The 17,551-nt window shown below is 67.9% G+C and carries 11 protein-coding genes and 2 pseudogenes; 8 read left to right on the top strand and 5 right to left on the bottom strand.

Annotated features, from left to right (window positions below; genetic code table 11):
• Positions 1-161: 161 nt before the first annotated feature.
• Positions 162-743 carry a hypothetical protein gene (locus H0524_RS17695; RefSeq protein WP_180199648.1) on the top strand — a complete coding sequence of 194 codons (582 nt, stop codon included), beginning with the start codon at positions 162-164 and terminating at the stop codon, positions 741-743.
• A 308-nt stretch (positions 744-1,051) separates the two neighbouring features.
• Positions 1,052-1,387 carry a hypothetical protein gene (locus H0524_RS17690; protein WP_180199635.1) on the top strand — a complete coding sequence of 112 codons (336 nt, stop codon included), beginning with the start codon at positions 1,052-1,054 and terminating at the stop codon, positions 1,385-1,387.
• 153 nt (positions 1,388-1,540) lie between these two features.
• Here the strand turns inward: H0524_RS17690 and H0524_RS17685 are convergent.
• Positions 1,541-2,193, bottom strand: a pseudogene (locus H0524_RS17685) (response regulator).
• Positions 2,190-3,632: a sensor histidine kinase gene (locus H0524_RS17680; protein WP_180199647.1), complete on the bottom strand. Its 1,443-nt coding sequence runs from the start codon at positions 3,630-3,632 to the stop codon at positions 2,190-2,192. Before H0524_RS17680 ends, H0524_RS17685 begins: the two are co-directional and overlap by 4 nt.
• 449 nt (positions 3,633-4,081) lie before the next feature.
• Here H0524_RS17680 and H0524_RS17675 point away from each other — a divergent pair, with 449 nt between their 5' ends.
• Positions 4,082-5,338, top strand: coding sequence for a right-handed parallel beta-helix repeat-containing protein (locus H0524_RS17675; protein WP_180199634.1), 1,257 nt, complete (start codon positions 4,082-4,084; stop codon positions 5,336-5,338).
• 99 nt (positions 5,339-5,437) lie between these two features.
• Here the strand turns inward: H0524_RS17675 and H0524_RS17670 are convergent, their stop codons facing one another.
• A complete protein-coding gene (locus H0524_RS17670; protein WP_180199633.1) occupies positions 5,438-6,871 on the bottom strand; it encodes a nitronate monooxygenase in 1,434 nt (477 codons plus the stop codon).
• Between the two features lie 321 nt (positions 6,872-7,192).
• On the opposite strand from H0524_RS17670, the gene H0524_RS17665 reads away from it, so the two are divergent.
• Positions 7,193-8,623 carry a right-handed parallel beta-helix repeat-containing protein gene (locus H0524_RS17665; protein WP_180199632.1) on the top strand — a complete coding sequence of 477 codons (1,431 nt, stop codon included), beginning with the start codon at positions 7,193-7,195 and terminating at the stop codon, positions 8,621-8,623.
• A 167-nt stretch (positions 8,624-8,790) separates the two neighbouring features.
• Here H0524_RS17665 and H0524_RS17660 read toward each other — a convergent pair whose 3' ends face one another.
• The gene (locus tag H0524_RS17660) at positions 8,791-9,618 is read right to left on the bottom strand and encodes a peptidoglycan-binding domain-containing protein (protein ID WP_180199646.1); all 828 of its coding nucleotides are present in this window, start codon (positions 9,616-9,618) and stop codon (positions 8,791-8,793) included.
• A gap of 767 nt (positions 9,619-10,385) precedes the next feature.
• Between H0524_RS17660 and H0524_RS17655 the strand changes: the two genes are divergently transcribed.
• The 4 genes and pseudogenes from H0524_RS17655 to asnB all read left to right on the top strand — a co-directional run bounded on the left by H0524_RS17655 (position 10,386) and on the right by asnB (position 16,441).
• Complete coding sequence (locus H0524_RS17655; protein ID WP_180199631.1) at positions 10,386-11,636, top strand: MFS transporter; 1,251 nt, start codon at positions 10,386-10,388, stop codon at positions 11,634-11,636.
• A gap of 275 nt (positions 11,637-11,911) precedes the next feature.
• Positions 11,912-13,237: a right-handed parallel beta-helix repeat-containing protein gene (locus H0524_RS17650; protein ID WP_375372011.1), complete on the top strand. Its 1,326-nt coding sequence runs from the start codon at positions 11,912-11,914 to the stop codon at positions 13,235-13,237.
• Between the two features lie 29 nt (positions 13,238-13,266).
• A pseudogene (locus tag H0524_RS24995) lies at positions 13,267-13,446 on the top strand (chlorophyllase); the annotation flags it as partial.
• 226 nt (positions 13,447-13,672) lie between these two features.
• The gene (asnB, locus tag H0524_RS17645; protein WP_180199629.1) at positions 13,673-16,441 is read left to right on the top strand and encodes an asparagine synthase (glutamine-hydrolyzing); all 2,769 of its coding nucleotides are present in this window, start codon (positions 13,673-13,675) and stop codon (positions 16,439-16,441) included.
• Positions 16,442-16,509: 68 nt separating this feature from the next.
• Here the strand turns inward: asnB and H0524_RS17640 are convergent, their stop codons facing one another.
• A complete protein-coding gene (locus H0524_RS17640; RefSeq protein WP_180199628.1) occupies positions 16,510-17,493 on the bottom strand; it encodes a glycine betaine ABC transporter substrate-binding protein in 984 nt (327 codons plus the stop codon).
• Positions 17,494-17,551: the final 58 nt, after the last annotated feature.

The raw sequence follows: 17,551 nt of genomic DNA, 5'->3' as shown, positions 1-17,551 counted from the left end.
CCACCTGCGCTGGTCACGATGGCGACGCCACCACCAGGCACGAGCCAGACGAGCCCACTACGCCCGGCGACTCACCCTCGAACTCCAGCCATGATCACGAATGGCGGCTGCCGTACTAGCTAGTCGGTGCAAGATTTGGCAGCCTGCTTGTCATGCGTCCGATAGGCAGCCGTGATGTCGACGAAGCCGTGGCCGAGATGGTTCGGATACTCACACCGCAGGCGTGCGCGGACTGGCGACGCCAGGCCGGCGAGCTCGACTGGAGTTGCTGGGAAACAGCCGCCCATGTCGCGCATGATCTTCTCGCTTACGCCGGGCAACTCGCTGCCCTGCCCGACTCCGCCTACCTTCCGTTCGACCTGGTGGTCAGCGACGATGCGTCTCCCCACGACCTGCTGTGCGTAGCCGCCGGCGCGGGAAAGCTGCTCAGCACTGTGTTGGCGGCGTCCGACCCGTCGGTGCGAGCCTGGCACTGGGGCCCGACCGATCCGAGTGGCTTCGCGGCGCTGGGCGTCAACGAGACGCTGGTGCACACCCGGGACATCACCGAAGGGCTCGGCATCGACTGGCAGCCGCCGGAAGCTCTCTGCCGTGCCGTACTCGCCCGGCTCTTTCCCGACGCGTCAGCCGGGGATCCGGTCCAGGCGCTGCTCTGGTCCACCGGCCGTACTGACCTTCCTGGCCGTCCTCGACCCACCTCCTGGATCCCGAAGGCCGACGTCGGACAGCAACTTGCCGGATAGCGTCGCTCACGCCGCATACCAGCGCCCGCTGGGTGAGCTCCCGTTGAGCTGCTAGACGGGTTCGCCTGGGGGACTCCTGGGGCCTCACCGATCACCAGGGGGCGCTGGTCTTCAACGGTTCAGCACCCATATACCGTCCACGTGCTGGCGGCTGTAGGCCACGATGCCGGTCGCGGCGCGCGGGACTGCTCACCACAGCGCGTTTGTCGAGCCCTGCCAGCACCCTCTATAAGTGGCTTGCCGTAGCTGACGGCCGGGCCGAACATTGCAGGAGTGGTGACAACTCTCTCCGGAAATGCGGCGTACCTATGACGGAGGCGCTCAGGGTCGAGGAACTTCGTCAGGTGTGCACGCGGCTGCTGGACGCCGCGCAGGAGCGGTTCGGCTCGGAGATTGATCTGTCAGTCCTTGACGTCAACTACTACTGGAATGTGGATCTACCTTCCGCCTTCAACACCTATCAGGACCCGGCAGCTGGAATCGACGTCGGGCAGATCAGTGACGACGCGGCGGAGCTGCGTGAGTTGTTGCACCGTCGGGCGTACGACGACCCGGTGCTCTGGCACGACCTGCAGCATCTGGCCGGGTTGTTGCGGTTGCTGGCCTATCTCGACCTGCGTGGCGTTGAGGCGGGCGAGCGCTGAGCCTGGCGTCTGGTCGGGTCGCGGTACAGCAGAGCCGCCGAGTTATTCAAGGGCGTGCCTGGTAGGTGCCTCGGACGTGCCGAAATGCATCGCTGGGTCGGCCGGTCGCAACCTCGTCGCCTCGAGCCGGCGTGGTCGTACCGGGGTTGCCGGTCAGGCCAGGTCGGCTTGGTGGGCGAGGATCGCCGCCTGTACGCGGTTGCGGGCACCCAGCCGGGCGAGCAGCGTACTCACGTGCGCCTTGACCGTTCCCTCGACCAGGTGCAGCCGATTGGCGATCTCGGCGTTGGACAGTCCCTTGCCGAGGAGCGTCAGCACCTCGCGCTCCCGCTCGGTGAGGGCGCTCACCTTTTCCCGGGCGCCGGCTTCCGCGCCGAGGCGACCGGTGGCCAGCCGGGTGAGGACCCGCGACGTGACCCTCGGCGACAGATAGGCCGCCCCGTCGGCGACCGCCCGGATGCCGGTGGTGAGCTCCATCGGGTCGCCGGATTTGAGGAGGAAGCCGCTGGCGCCCTCGACGATGGCGCGGGGGAGATGTAGTCGTCCTCTCCGAACGTGGTCAGAATGATCACTGCCGTGTCCGGTACCAGCCGGCGGATCTCGGCGGTGGCGGCGAGCCCGCCCAGGCGGGGCATCCGGATGTCCAGCAGCGCCACGGCGGGCCGGTGCCGCCGCACCAGTTCCACGGCCTCGTGGCCGTCCCCGGCCTCCGCCACCACCTCGATGCGGGGGTCATTGGCCAGGACGGCGCACACGCCGGCCCGGATCAGCGCCTCGTCATCGGCCAACACCACTCTGATCGTCATCTCACCGCGTCCTTGGCGATCAACCGGTCCTCATTGAAGCAGAGTCGATACGTTGCCCGGGCCACCGGGAAGCTTCCGTCGGTGTAGAACTCGCACCGGGCGCCGGTGGGGGTGGGCGGGAAGGCTTCGGCCCGCCGGTCCGGGGTCTGGCGCGTGGGCAGCAGCCTGGCGAGCGAGGTGCGCGTGTCGCCGATGGAGATCCGGGCGTAGTCCCCATCGGGCAGTGTCGAGTTCAGCGCGACGTACGGGTAGTAGCCGGTCACCACCAGGGCCAGGACCGCCACCGGCGCGGCCACCGCGACATCGAGCCGACGTCGCAGGCGACGCTGGGCCTGCTGCAACTCGGTGGTGACGGCCACCTCCTCGTCGGCCGGCGGTACGGCATGATGCGGAATCCATGCCTCGACGGCGAAGCTCCCGTCCTGGCGATGCCCGGCACGGAAGGTGCCACCCGTGAGGCGTACGCGTTCGCGTAGCCCGACCAGGCCAACCCCGAGGCGGTCCGGTTGCCGCGAGCCGGGCAGCAGCCCGACCGGCGGCGGATCGTTGACCACCTCAGCTGTGGTGGCGTCCGGCGTGTGCCGGAGGGTGATGTGCACGGCCGCTCCGGGCGCGTGCCGGGTGGCGTTGGTGAGGGTCTCCTGGACGAGTCGGTAGACGGCTCGCTCGGCCAGCGGTGACAGCTTGTCGGAGGGACCCGTACGGGAGAGCGTGACCGCCACGCCGGAGTCGCGGGCGCGGGTGACCAGGTCCTCTGGGGAGTGGCCGCCTGGGGTGAGGGGTGCCGCGGTGCCGTCCCGGTGCAGCAGGTCGATGACGTCCTGCAGCCGGTCGGTCGCGTCGGCCGCGCTCTTTCGCACGCTGCGCGCGGCGGCCCGGTGCTGGGCGGCCAGGTCGACTGCGGTCTCCAGCGCGCCGGCCCGCAGGGCGAGCAGGGCGAGTTCGTGCCCCAGCGAGTCGTGGATCTCCTGGGCGATGCGGGTCCGCTCGTGTAGTCGTGCCTGCGCGGCGACCATCTGCCGCTCGCGTTCCAGTTGGGCGGCCCGCTCCCAGCCGGCGTTGACCAGCTCGGTGTGCTGCGTTTGGTGGCGACCGACAAGCCACGGGAAGGCGCCGCAGCTGAGCAGGGTGACCACGAGCAGGAACAACTGGGCCGGGGTCGTGTCGAGAACCACCAGGTTGATCAGGGTGCCGCCGACGGTCAACAGTAGGAGGACGACCACTGCCGGGGCGATCCGATCGGTACGCCGCCCCGCGAGGTAGCCCATGACCGGGATGCCGAACAGGAAGTTGCCGTCAACCAGGGTGCCCGCCACCACGAGAACGACGGACACCAGGGGCAGTCGGCGACTGAATCCGACGGCGACGGCCAGGGTGGCGCACCCGGTCAGGAGCGAGTCGACCGCCGCGTGGTTGATCTGGTTGTAGGCGACCGGCAGGCTGAGCGCGGCCCAGAGCAGGGTGTCGAGGATCCATTCCCGCCTCCCGCGCGCTGCGCTCACATCGCCCCCATGCCAAGCCCGCCGCCGTTGAGGACAGGGTAGCCAGCATGAGCGTGGGCCGGGTTCCACCGACCCGGGCAACGTCGACCAGAACGGCCACCACCTCGAGCGGCTCGAGGAGATCTAACTCGCCGGTAGCAACATTGAGAGCTTCTTTCGCGTAATTCCTTCGTGTTTGCCGTCATGTGGGCTTGGTGTCGGTTTAGCTCGACGATGGGCCGCTACCGCCTGTCTGGTAGCTGAGGAACACACGACCCGCGTCCCCTCGGGTGGTGGGCTCCTCGCCGTTCACGGGGAAGGACACCGAGACCGCAATGCCATCTCAACGACATGTTTACAGCTCAACCCGCGCAGATAGGCGGCCCCCACGGTGGTGGGCCGTCGGGATGGCGGGGTTGACCGGCCTGGCGTTCAGCACGGCCGTTCTTGCCACCGCCGCCCACGCTCAACCGAACCAGCCCGTACCCGGCTCCACCGCGGCGACGGATGCGGAGCCCGGGCCCGTCGCGACCGCCCGGGATGGAGTCGGCACCGGCACTCCCGTCACGTGTGACGCGGATGCGTTGATCGCCGCGATCACGGCTGCCAATGCTGCGGGCGGTGGCATTTTTGACCTGGCCAAGGACTGCACCTACCTGCTCACCGCCGACATCGACGGTGCCGGTCTGCCCGCGATCATCACCCCGATCATCCTCAACGGCGGCAAGAACACCACGATCGAACGCGCCACCGCCGCCGACCAGTTCCGGATCTTCACCGTCGACTCCGGTGGCGACCTCTCCCTCAACCGCCTGAAGATCGTCGGCGGTCAGACCACCATGGCGGGTACCGATGGGGGCGGAATCCTGGTCAACGCGGGCGGGGGTTTGACAGTCAGCCACAGCGTAGTCACCCGCAACATCGCCGGTGGTAATGGTGGCGGCATCGCCAACAACGGGACCACCACCGTCAAGCGCTCGATCGTCAGCCGTAACACTGCCCCGTCGGAAGGGGGCGGCATCTACAACACGGGCGTACTGACCGTCAACGAGTCTGAGGTCAAGGCGAACACCGGCACCCTCTCGGGAGGCGGTATCGGGAGCACGGCGGGAACAGTCGAGGTTTCCAAGAGTTCCATCTCCGGCAACTGGTCCGATCAGGGAGCGGGTCTCTTCATCGTTGATGGCGGAATCGGCTCGGTGACCGGCAGCCACATCAAGAATAACTCCGCTGCCGATGCTGGTGGCGGTGTCTTCCTGCTGGGTCAGTTGACGCTGCAGAAAGTCGTCCTCGCCGGCAACACCGCCGAAACCGGTGCCGGCCTCATTGTCGACGAGGAGTCCACGGCCGACATCACGGGCAGCCGCATCGTCGACAACACCGCCGGCGCCCAGGGCGGGGGCATCTACAACGCGGGCATGACCACGTTGACCGGCACCAAGCTCGACGGGAACCAGGCCGACACGGGCGGCGGCGTCCAGAATCTCGCGACCGGAACACTGACCTTCTTCGCCTCGACGGTCACCGACAACCTTGCCGTGACCGACGGCGGGGGCATCGTCAACGACGTGGGTGGGACCGTCACCCTGAACACGGCCACCGGCACCACCGTTATCAGCAACCGTCCGAACAACTGCGTGAATGTTCCCGGCTGCGCCGGCTAGCGACCCGGAGCGGGTCAAAGTTCACCCGGGCCCCGCTCCTGCCGTACGCGGTAGGGGCGGGGTTCCGAACCGTAGCGGAGGTGCTCGGAGCCGGTGCGGTCAGCTACCGGAATGGGCTGCCGCGAGCAGGTGGTGCAGCACGTCGGTGGCCGCGTAGTCCTCCCCGAAGCGCCGGTGCAGCTCGGTGAGGACGCCGATGTCCTGGCCGATGGTGATGATCGGCGGCTCGGTGTCGTCGCCGGCGCGTCGTTGACCCAGGCCGATCGTGCCCATCAGCCCGTTGCACAGGCAGCGGCTACCCATGGTGTCCTCCGCCGCGCCGCCCTTGCGGATGTAGTCGTCTATCGGCTCGGCCGGGCACCGGAAACCGACCCGACCGGTCGGCCGCAGGTACGGGGTGCGCAGATAGCCCAGATCGCACCGACGAGCGCGGGCCTGGTAGATGCCGTCCTCGGCGGCGGTGCCCTCCAGCTGGGCAATCTTGAAGGGGAAGCCGGTCGGGGAGGCGACCGGATCGTTCTGGATCGCGAGCTGTCCGTCGGTGGCCCGCTGGAGCAGCTGCCGCCGCAGCTGGGGGCTGATTCCGGATTCGCGGCAGAGGGCGAAGGCGGTGCCGACCTGAACACCGGTGGCTCCGGCCGCTTGGACGGCAGCCACCCGCTGTGGGTCGGCCTGGCCGCCGGCCACCCAGAACGGCAGCCCGGCGGCGGCTACCTTGGCCAGGTCGATCCGGTCCCGGTCGCCGTAGACGGGTTCGCCGTTGTCATCGAGCACCATCTTGCCGCGGGGCCGGGCCGAGTGGCCGCCCGCGGTGGGCCCTTCGAGGACGAAACCGTCGGGGCAGGTACGGGGGCTGCGGGCAAGATAGCTGACCAGGGACGCGGCGGAGACGATGGCCAGGAACCGCGGCCGTGGGAGGGGCGGTAGAAGCTCGCCGGTCAAGTCAGGCGGGTTGAGGGCGACGGTGTGGGCTTCCCCCGCCGCGCTGCCCTCAACGGCGACGGGCAACTGGACCGGCCGGTGGTGGGTCAGGGCGTCGATCAGAGACGGGATCTCACTGGGCAGGCCGGCACCCATCAGGACGTAGTCGACCCCGGCCAGCATCGCCCCGTACACCGCGGCGGGGGTGGCGAGCTGGATCTTCTCCAGGTAGTTGATGCCGACGACGCCGCTGTGGCCCTGTTTGGCCAGGTAGACCTCGACGAAGTTGGCGACCACGGCCAGCTCGTTCGCGTGTCGTCGGGGCCGCATGCTCAGCAGTGGTGCCGGTCGGAACGGTTTGCCGGCAGGAATTCCCCCCGGTACGTAGTAGCGGTCCAGCACCCGCTGGGCGACCTCCGGCGCGGGGAATGCGCTCAGTGCCTGCCGGAGCGTGCCGTCCTCGTCGCCGAGCTGTAGCCGGCGGGCCAGTGACGCGTCGAGTGCCACCCCGGACACCACCCCGAGCTGGCCGGCGGCGGCTACGGCGGCGGCCAGCCGCCAGCTGGAGACACCGACGCCCATCCCGCCCTGAATGATGATCGGAAGTTCCACCTAATTCCTGCCCTTCAGCCGGCCCTGTCGGCACTGGCAATCCTGTGGCCTGCCGGCCGGGGGCGACAGGGCATTTGGTCCCGTGATCGGGTGGGCCAGGTCACGAAGGGGCCCGGCCGGAGGCGGGGTCCGCAGGCGGGCACCGGAAGCCCACTCGCCAAGGTTTGTCTGGTTTAGAGGTTTTTTTCGTATTCATGTTCGGCTGGGGTGAGTGTCGGTTTAGCGTCCGAGGTGGCTGCTACCGCCTGCCTGGTAGCCGAGGAAGCCTGGCCTGGGTCGGTCCTTCCTCGCCGTACACGGGGGAAGGACATCGACACCGCGATGAACCAGCAGCATCACACCCACGAAACCGGGACCGACCGCCCAGGCGTACGCCGGGCGCGGTCGCGCTGGTGGACGGTCGGCCTGGCCGGAGTAGCCGGGCTGGCCCTCACCGCCGTCGGCGTCGCGACGGCTCCGGCCGTCGGCGCTGCCGGGCGCGCCGCCACCAGCGCCGAAACCCAGCCTGGGGGCAGTCACCGGGACAGCAGTTCCACGCACGAGGACAGAAGCAAGGGCGACAGGGGGAAGGGCGACAGGGGGAAGGGCGACAGAAACAAGGGCGACAGGGGCAAGGGAAAGAAGGCTGCGCCGAAGGGCACGCCGGTCCCCTGCGACGCCGATCTGCTGATCGCGGCGATCACGTCCGCCAACGCCACCGGCGGCGGCGTGTTCGACCTGGCGAAGGACTGCACCTACCTGCTCACCTTCGACATCGACGGTGCCGGTCTGCCCGCGATCATGACCCCGATCACCCTCAACGGCGGCAAGAACACCACGATCGAACGCGCCGCCGCCGTCGACGATTTCCGGATCTTCATCGTCGACACCGGTGGTGACCTCACCCTCAACCACCTGAAGGTCACCGGTGGTCAGACCGACGGTAACGGTGGGGGAGTCCTCGTCAACCCCGGCGGAGCGTTGACCACCAACCACAGCGCCATCACCCGCAACATCGTCGAGGGCGACGGCGACGGCGGCGGCATCGCCAACCTGGGCACCACCCGGATCATGCACTCCAAGGTCGACTGGAACACCACCAGCGAGCAAGGCGGTGGGATCTTCAGCACCGGCCTCTTGGAGGTCGTCAAGTCGCACATCGACAACAACACCGCCGACCAGGGCGGTGGCATCTACCAGAGCGGTAGCACCGTCACCGTCAGGGGCAGCAGCATCTCCGGCAACCAGGCATCCGACGCGGGAGGGCTGTATCTCCTGGGCGGAATCGGCAGGCTGACCGGCACCAAGGTCGCGAAGAACACCGCCAGTGGAAACGGCGGTGGCGCCCGGGTCGCCGAGGCCGGGCAGTTGACGCTGCAGAAGGTCGGCCTCCTCGACAACTCCGCGCTGACGGGTGTGGCCGGTGGGCTGTTCGTGGAGGGCACCGAAGTCGACGACACCATCGCGGTCGTCGAGGACAGCCTAATCGAGAACAACACCGCTTCCGACATCGGCGGAGGGATCGACAACTCGGGAGTAGCCGTATTGCGAAACACCAAGGTCATCGGTAACCAGGCCAACGAGGGCGGCGGCATCTTCAACTCCGGCACGTTGACGCTCTTCGCGACGAAGGTGGTCAAGAACATTGCGGTCACCGACGGCGGGGGTATCTTCAACACCCTCGGCACGGTGGAGCTGAACACCGCCACCGGCACCGTGGTCATCAAGAACCGACCCAACAACTGCGTGGACGTCCCCGGCTGCGCCGGCTGACACTCCGAGCAGGACACCAAGGGTTCCGCCCCACCGCGAGCACGCGGTGGGGCGGAACCCTTCCCATGGTCTGCGCCGACGACCGTGGCGCGCGCCTGATCCCGTTTCTTCGTTCCTCGCCGCGTGGGGTGGGCCCAGCACCGTGCTGCGGCGCCACGGCAGGATGATCAGCGAATTGGGTTGCGGTAGGCGGCATCCCACGTCTCGCGGCCCAGTAGCCCGTCCCTGCGGAGGCCCTGATCCGCCTGGAACGCTTTGATCAGCTCGCGGTGCTCCGGGCCGTACTTGCCGTCGTGGCCATTCTTGCGGAGGTACCGCTTGCCCTTGCCAGCGGGCCAGCCGCGGCGGGCGAGCTGCTTGGTCCAGATGGCGAGCCACTGTCGGTCCGATTTCCCCTTGAATCTCCGCCGATAGTGGCCCGACACCGATTGATCGCCTCCGCTCCGGTAGCCAAAGTAGTAGCTGCTGGGAAGGGGGAATGACACCGCTGGCCCCGGCGCCGGCCGGACCGGTGTCGGCTTCTCGGGATCGACGGGCCCCGGCGTGCCGAGCTGGTCGAGCCGCCAGTTCGTGCCCCGTACGGTGTCGGCGGCCTGGGTGAAGTCAGAGTTCACGTGGCAGTGGGTCGTGTGCCGGTTAGAGCCGGTGTAGGTGTGGGTGGTGAAGTTGTGCCGGCGGTGCCAGATTCGGCCCTTGTAGATGATGTACCGCACCCACCACAGCGCGCCGGAGCGAGCGAGCTTCACCCACAGCTGTACGACCTGTTCCATCGTGACCCCACCCGGGTCCCGTAGGTCGGCGTCGAAATCTCGGGCCCGTACCTCGTCGAGGTTGTCGCCGTCGCGATACTCCGACCGACCGGTCCGGTCCGGGTTGTGGCTCGACGGGGCGCTCTGGTGGGAGGTGTCGCCGATCGAGCCGTCCGATCTGGTGTCCCGTTCGGGGAATCGCCGGTTGAGTTGATCACGGGCTTCGTCCAGGTTCGGTACCACCATCCATGCCATCGATGTTCACCTCCACAACTGGCCAGTCGGTTTGCTCAGGGTCGAGCCATGGATCCGGGGTCTGCGTCCCGATGTGCTGCTCCGGGTCCTCGTTCGGGACCGGGTGCGGGTTGGTGTCGGACATGCCCCTCCCTCAATTGGGATGCAATGTGATCGGTGGGTACGCCCAGCGCTTGCGGGCGTGATCTGCGAGATTATGGCTCCGCGATGATTCACGATCTCGACAATTTATATCGGCCTGCCGGTGATTAATCGATTCTAGCGGCCGAGTAGCTCACGGGCATGATCAAAACCTTATCGCAGATTGCTCTTTGGCTGGATGGCGGGCATTGATACGAGATATGAATTCACATTCTTGCTCGCGGGTGCTGCGCCGGGCTGGTCGGTGACCACCAGGTGTGTTTAAGCCGCAATGCCCGTCACCCTATTCATGTTTTCGCTGGCATTCAGCGCGCCGGTCCCGCGGGGGTGGCGGCCCGTCAGTGGCCGGTGGCGTGGCGGTCCCCGTGCCGCTCCTGCCCGGTCGTTCCTCGTCCGGGCCCGGGGAAGAGCCGGGACTGCGACGAACTCCGACGCCCTACTCGTGACCCCGTCCCGGGGAAGCCGGGGTGGGGCCAGCGCCGGCATTCGCTTCAGTCGAAGCTTCAGCTCTGCTGAGCGCTAACTTTCTTGCGATTGGTAGGTGGCGGGGTGATGCTTCCCGAATGGTTTGTCGAAAAGGAGTACCTACTATTATTCGGGCTTCGCCCTACTGGCCGGTGTTGCGGCACCGTATTCTGCGGCCACTTTTCCCGGGGTTCGTGTTGTCAGCTCTGGGCGACGGCATGAGCCTGGTCGCGGTCAGTTGGCTTGCCCTTCAGCTCGCCCCGCCGGAGAGTAAGGCCACCTGGGCTGCGGTGGCGATCGCCGCGTACACCCTGCCGGGGGCACTCGGATCGGTGTTGTTCGGTCGGTGGCTCAGTGGCCGCGGCGGTGCCCAACTGGCCGCGTGGGATGCGGTTCTGCGGACCGTGATGCTGGCGCTGATTCCGGTTGCGCATCTTGCCGGAGTGCTGGACATCTGGCGGTACACGGTGTTGCTCGGACTCTCCGCGCTGCTGCGGTCATGGGGCTCGGCCGGTCGCTTCACGCTCGTCGCCGAGCTACTCCCGCCGAAGCACCGGTTGGCGGGTAACGCGTTCATCGGTCTCCTGGTCGAGGCGTCAGTCCTGGTCGGCCCGGCCCTCGCAGCAGTGATCATCGGGCTGGGCGGCCCGATCGTCGTCATCGCCATTGACGCCGCGACGTTCGCCGTCCTGGCGATCACCTACCTGCTCGTCGTGCCGAAGGTGGAGCGAGCTCCGCTCGGAGCACGGAGGCCGTCCGGTTTTGCCGGTTTCGCTGCGATCGCACGCGACCGCGGCATACGTGGTCTCTCCATCCTGACCTTCGGCTTCTTCTTCCTCTACGGGCCGATACTGGTGGCGCTGCCGGTCCACGTTGGGGCGGCGTCCGGCGACTCGGCGGGAACGCTCGCCGCGTTTTGGGTGGTCTTCGGTGCCGGCGCGCTCGTCGGCGGGGTCGCCGCTGGCTACCTGCGGCGCTGGCGGCTGTGGCCGGTCACCATCACCATCGTGCTGGCCTGGGGCGCTGCCCTGCTGCCGCTGGGTGCCGGGGCGCCAACGGGGGTGGCGCTCGTCATGTTCGCTGTGGGTGGGCTTGTCTGGGCCCCCTTTCCCGCTACCACGATGGCCCTGTTGCAGGCCCGAACCGAGGGGGGTACGAGAGCGCAGGTGCTCGCCGCCTACAGCGCGATCGCGACGCTCTCCGTGCCACTTGGCACCCTTGCCGGCGGGCCGATGATCACCAGCTTCGGCGCCCAGCCCACCATTCTGGGCTGCGCCGGACTGACGCTGGCCCTCGGCTCGGTGGCGGCAGCTGTCGCGATCGGTCGGACTCGCAGACGGTGGGACGGCCAGGTCGCGGCCGGGTCCCAGCCCGGTACGGAGCCGGTAGCCAGGGGAGCGTAGAGCTATTCACGTTCATCTGGATTGGTGGATTTAATCTCATTTAGTGCTTCGTGTCGCTTCCCTTTGTTTAGCGTGCGGTGGCTGGTATCACCCGACGGGTAGCTGGGGAGTGACCTCGACTGGCACCCCGGCCGGGTGGTTCCTTGCCATGCACGGGGAAGGACATCGAGACCGCGATGAACCATCAGCGCCACGCCCAGGGAGAGCCGCCCGACCGGCCGGGCGAGAAGCCAGCACGGCCATGGCGGCAGCGGTGGTTTGTCGGGTTGGCGGGGGTGACCGGGGTGGCGCTGGCCACCGTCGGGGTGGTGACCCCGGTTGGCGAGACGGTCAGGCGTGCCCTGCCGGCCGTTGGCGCGTCCGGGACCCCGGTTATCGGGCCGTCCGTCGGCGACGGTCGGGACGAAGGCAGCGGTACGGCTGACCGGAGCGACGCGGGTAGGGGCGACGCGGGTAGGGGCGACGGGAAGCAGGGGGAGCGGCGGGCCGGCAAACCGGTCCCCTGCGACCCGGATCGGCTGATCGCCGAGATCGCCCTGGCCAACGCCGGCGGTGGTGCCGTGCTCGACCTCGCCGAGGGCTGCACCTATCTGCTCACCGCCGACCTCGGTGGCGCTGGTCTGCCCGCGATCACCACCCCGATCATCCTTACCGGCGGCAGGAACACCACCATCGAGCGGGCCGCCGCCGTCGACCAGTTCCGGATCCTCGCGGTGACCACCGGCGGTGAGCTCACCCTCAACCAGCTGACGATCACCGGCGGACACGCCGCCGAGGGCGGCGGAGGGATCTTCGTCAACACCGGTGGTGTGCTGACCGTCAACCACAGCGTCGTCCATCGCAACATCGCCGACATCCTCGGCGGCGGTATCGCCAACAACGGCACCGCCCGGGTCAGCCACTCCAGCGTCGAACGGAATATCGGGAACCAGCGTGGCGGTGGGATCTTCAGTGCCGGCCCGCTGGAACTCGTACAGTCTCACGTCCGCGGAAACATCGCCGACCTCGGCGGCGGCGTCTTCGCCTCGGACAGCGGCGTGACCGTTCAGGGCGGCAGCATCGCCGACAACTGGGCGCAGTCTGTTGGTGGGTTGTTCGTCTCCGGCGGCATCGGCACGGTTACCGGCACTCGAATCATCAGAAATACGAGCCATTCCGACGGCGGTGGCGTCCGGGTTGGTCTCGGCGGGCAGCTGACCCTGCGGTGGGTCCGCCTGACCGGCAACACCGCACTGTCCGGTTTGGCCGGTGGCCTCTTCGTCGAGGGGGACATCGGCGGCGGGAGCTACGTCGTCATCGAGGACAGCATCATCAAGGACAACACCGCGATGGCTGCCGCCGGCGGTGGAATCTTCAACGCGGGGCAGACGGTGGTACGACGTACCCGGATCCTCGGTAATCGGGCCGATCGGGGCGGCGGCATCCACAACTCCGGGACGGTCAGCCTCGCGGCGACGAAGGTGGTCGACAATCTCGCCGTCACCGACGGTGGGGGAGTCGTCAACGACGGCGGCACGGTGGACCTGAACACCGCTACCGGCACCATCGTGATCAAGAACCGGCCGAACAACTGCGTCGATGTTGCGGGCTGCGCCGGATAGCCGCCCCTCCTGAGAAGAGGTACCTCGACATGATTCGCGCGTCCGGAACCGGCCCGGCCGTTCCGGTCCTGTCCGTTGCTCCCGTCGTCATCCCGGCACCCGCCCGGACGGTGGATCTCGAACTACGGGTGTCGGCGCCAGTGACGGGCTCGTCCCGACCAGTCGTCCTGTTCTCGCACAACCACGGGCCGTCCGATCTCTCCTCGTGGTGGGAAGCGGTTCGAGCAGGTCGGTGTGCTGTTGGCAGGTTGCGGGCGATCTTTGGGACGAATTTTCGGGTTCATGTTCATCTGGGGTAGATGTCGGCTTAGCGTTTGGCTGTCGGCTACCGCCGGTCCGGTAGCCGAGGGACACCACGCCGGCTCCTGCCGCCACCGTGTGCCCCGGAGCGGGAGTCGATAGTGCGTCAGTTGTGAACCTAGAGGTGATCTTCCAATGTGCGGGATAGCAGGCTACATCGGCATCAGCGCATTCTGGGGTGAGCCGGTGCTCCGCCGGATGGCCGACGCCCAGGTCCACCGGGGCCCCGACGGCGACGGCTACCTGACCGACGGGCTGATCGGGTTGGCGCACCGGCGACTGGCGGTCATCGATCGAGCCGGTGGGAAACAACCGTTTCACTCGGCGGACGGCCGGTGGGCGTTGAGCTACAACGGCGAGGTCTACAACTATCGGCAACTGCGCGCGGAGTTGAGCGATCTCGGCCATCGATTCATCACGGAATGTGACACCGAGGTGGTGCTCGCCGCGTGGATCCAGTGGGGTCGGGCTGCCTTCGACCGCTTCAATGGAATGTTCGCCCTGGCCATCGCCGACCTGGAGCGGGGCGAGGTGGTGTTGGCCCGGGACCAGTTCGGCATCAAACCGCTGTACCTCGCCGAGGACGGAGACGGACGGGTTTTCTTCGCCAGTGAGATCCGTCCCCTCTTCGCCGCCGGTGCGGTCACGCCCAAGCCCGACGACCACACCATCTACCGATACCTACGGTTCCGGATCCACGACGACACCCCACGGACGTTCTTCCACGGGGTCACCCGGTTGATGCCAGGCGAGATCGCCCTGCTCACCTCGGACGGCGCGATCCAACGCTCCACCTACACCCGCCTCTACGACGACATGGACGCGCTGGCAGCGGCGCCGACCCCCTATGACCGGTCCGCCCAGGAACGGTTCCGGACGGTGCTGGACCGAGCGATCCGGGCCCGACTGGTCAGCGACGTTCCGGTCGGTACGGCCCTCTCCGGCGGGCTGGACTCCTCGACCGTGGTGGCCAGCATTCATCGCATGCTGGCCTTCGCCCAGGACACCTGCCGACCGGTTGGTGCGACGCAACAGACCTTCTCCGCGGTTTTCCCCGGGGAACGAAACGACGAGGAACGCTACGTCGACGCGGTCGCGGCCACCTGCGGCGAGGCGCTCCAGGTGCACAAGGTGCGCCCGACTCCGGACCGCTTTCTGGTTGATCTGCGGGACTTCATCCGGACCCAGGAAGAACCGGTCATCTCCACCGCACCGTACGCGCAGTACTGCGTGATGCGGGAGGCGAGTCAACATGTGACGGTGCTGCTCGACGGTCAGGGCGCCGACGAGCTGCTCGCCGGCTACCTGCCCTACTATCTGGTGCACCTGCGCGGCCTACGCGGTGGCCGGGTGGCCGGAGAGCTGCTCCGCTCCGTCGATGTGCTCTGGCGGTTGGGCCGCACCCGGCTCACCGGTGTCGTTGGTCGTCGACGCCGGACACCGACCGTCAACCTGCTGGGTCGGGACTTCGCCGAAACCTATCGGCACGAGCGCTTCCCGTTGGTGCGCGATGACATCAAGGCCCGGCTGGCCGCCGACCTCTTCCGGCACAGCCTTCCGGCGTTGCTCCGCTACGAGGATCGGAACAGTATGCGATTCTCGGTCGAGGGTCGGGTGCCGTTTCTCGACGCCGCTCTGGTGCGTACCGTGTGGTCGTTCGATCCGTCCGCGATCATCCACCGCGGATGGAACAAGCGGGCCCTGCGGGACGCGACCGTCGACCTGCTGCCCCGGCTGGTCAATCGGCGGCGCAACAAGATTGGTTTCACCACGCCCGAGGACAGCTGGTTCCAGCGCATCAAGAATGACGTGTACCTGATCTTCGCCTCCCGGTCGTTCGGTGCGCGACCCTACTTCGACCAGCCAACCGTGCTCCAGGCATTCGAGGACCACGTCGCCGGCCGGGGCGGTGTGGACACCATGACGTTCTGGCGGATGCTCAATGTCGAACTGTGGTTGCGCGAGTTCATCGACCCGAAGCCGACCAGCGCGGTGGGCACCTCCGAGTCGGCGGAGCCAGCCCGGGTCGCGGCCCAGCGGGGTACCGGCTCGGGCCCCGACCGGAGTGCAGACCCGCTGCCGAAGCCGGACTTCGTACCCAACCAGGGGAAGGAGCTGCTGACGCCCGGTGGCGCCTGGGCCCGGTTTCCGCTCCGGACCGACCTCATCGCCACCGGGGACGACGTCCCCGCGCTCGCCGTCAACCGGGTCGGTGAGTTCTACAAACAGGGGGCGGAGGTGCCGTTCTCCGTCCAGCAACTGGCAACCGCCGGCCCCTGGTACCTGTTTGTCAGCGAGAAGGTGGTCGCGGTCGCGCAGGGACGAATCTTCCACGTGACCGACGTCCGGAGTGGGGCCTGGGCGCGCCTGCTGTCGCGGGGTGTCCGGCGCACCCCGTACGGCATCGGGCTGGGGCATCCGGCCACGATGCAGCTGGCCATCCGGGAGGCAGGGCTGCCCCGCATCCTGGCCGCCGCTGCAGTCGGGGCAGCGGGGAAGGTGGTCGGGCGGCGGGGGCTGTTCTACCGGGTCGCCGGTCCGGCGGTACGCGCCATCGACGGGCCCACCGAGTACTCGGTCTACCCGGCGAACATATCGGCGAAGCTGGCACCGCACGATCCGGATCGGGTTGCCCAGGACATTTCGTCGGCGATCCGGGCGGCCCTGCCCGCCGAGTTCGCGGAGCGGTTCGGTGGCACGGTGATCATCGATGCCAATGACCTCGGTCAGGACATTCTGGGCCAGGACGCCGACCTACCGGACGCGGTGTTGGTGGCGGCGTTCGTCGACAATCCACTCGGCCAGGCCCGCGAGCAGACGCCGTTCGCGGTGGTGGTGGCCCAGCACCGGCGCGGGGCCGCGGGCGTCGGTGGCGAGCACCGGGTGTGTCACACCGGGGGCTGAAACCGGCACCGCCGATGCCACCCCGAGGTAAGGGTGACATCGGCGGTGGTGGTGCGCCGGTCGGTGCCTCAGCCGATGAAGCCCTCGGCCTTCATCCAGTCGGAGACGACCTGGGCCACCGGCTCGCCCTGGACGTCCACCTTCTCGTTGAGCCCGCGGAGGGTGTCGTCGTCGAGCTTGGCGATCACCGGCTCGAGGATCGTCAGAATGGCGCCGTACGACTCGGCGGCTTCGCCGTTGAGGGTGGGAGCCGGGTTGTAGATCGGGAAGAAGCTCTGGTCATCCTCCAGCACCCGCAGGTTCAGGTGGCTGATCCGGCCGTCGGTGGTGAAGACCTCACCGAAGTTGCAGGCCTCGCCCTTCTTCGTCTCGGTGTAGACGACGCCGGTGTCGACGACCTTGACGTTGTCCGCCGGGATGTCCATCCCGTACGCCTCGGTCATCCCGGGCCAGCCGTCGTTGCGGCCGGCGAACTCGGTCTCCAGGCAGAACGTCGCCTCCTCCGGGTTGCTCTTGGCGAACTCGGCGAGCTCAGAGACGGTCGTGAGGTTCCACTCCTCGGCCTTCTCCTCCCGCAGCGCGATGGCGTAGGTGTTGTTCGCGGGGGCGTACGCCCCCCAGACCACGTCGTTCTTCTCCTTGTCTTCCTTGACCACGGCCGCGTACTGCTCGGCGGAGTCCTGGATCGGGTCGGTGTGGTCGAGGTAGGTGATCCACGCCGTACCGGTGTAGTCCCAGTAGACGTCGACTTCGCCGCTGAGTAGCGCCTTGCGGACGTTGACCGAGCCCTTGATGTTGGTCTTGTCCTCGACCTCCGCGCCAGCGGCGGTCAACGCCTGCATCGTGATGTGCCCGAAGACGATGTTCTCGGTGAAGTCCTTGGAGCCGACCGCGATGCTCTGTCCCTTGAGGGTGTCATCCTCCTTGATCGATCCCTCGCCGACCGCGACGTCGGCGACGGAGTCCTCAGTCGTCACCGAGCAGCCGGTGAGCGCGAGGGCGACCACCGCGGAGCCGGTCGCCAGGCGGGTGAGTGCAGTGCGATTTCGCATCGTTACCTTCCTTGGGGTAGTGCGAGTGTCGGTGGTGGGTAGGTGCGGGATGACGCCG

This window comes from Salinispora sp. H7-4, assembly GCF_013416675.1.
In the GTDB taxonomy this organism is placed as follows: domain Bacteria; phylum Actinomycetota; class Actinomycetes; order Mycobacteriales; family Micromonosporaceae; genus Micromonospora; species Micromonospora vitiensis.
The sequence above is the reverse complement of the archived record's forward strand: the minus strand, read 5'-3'. Positions and strand labels throughout refer to the sequence as shown.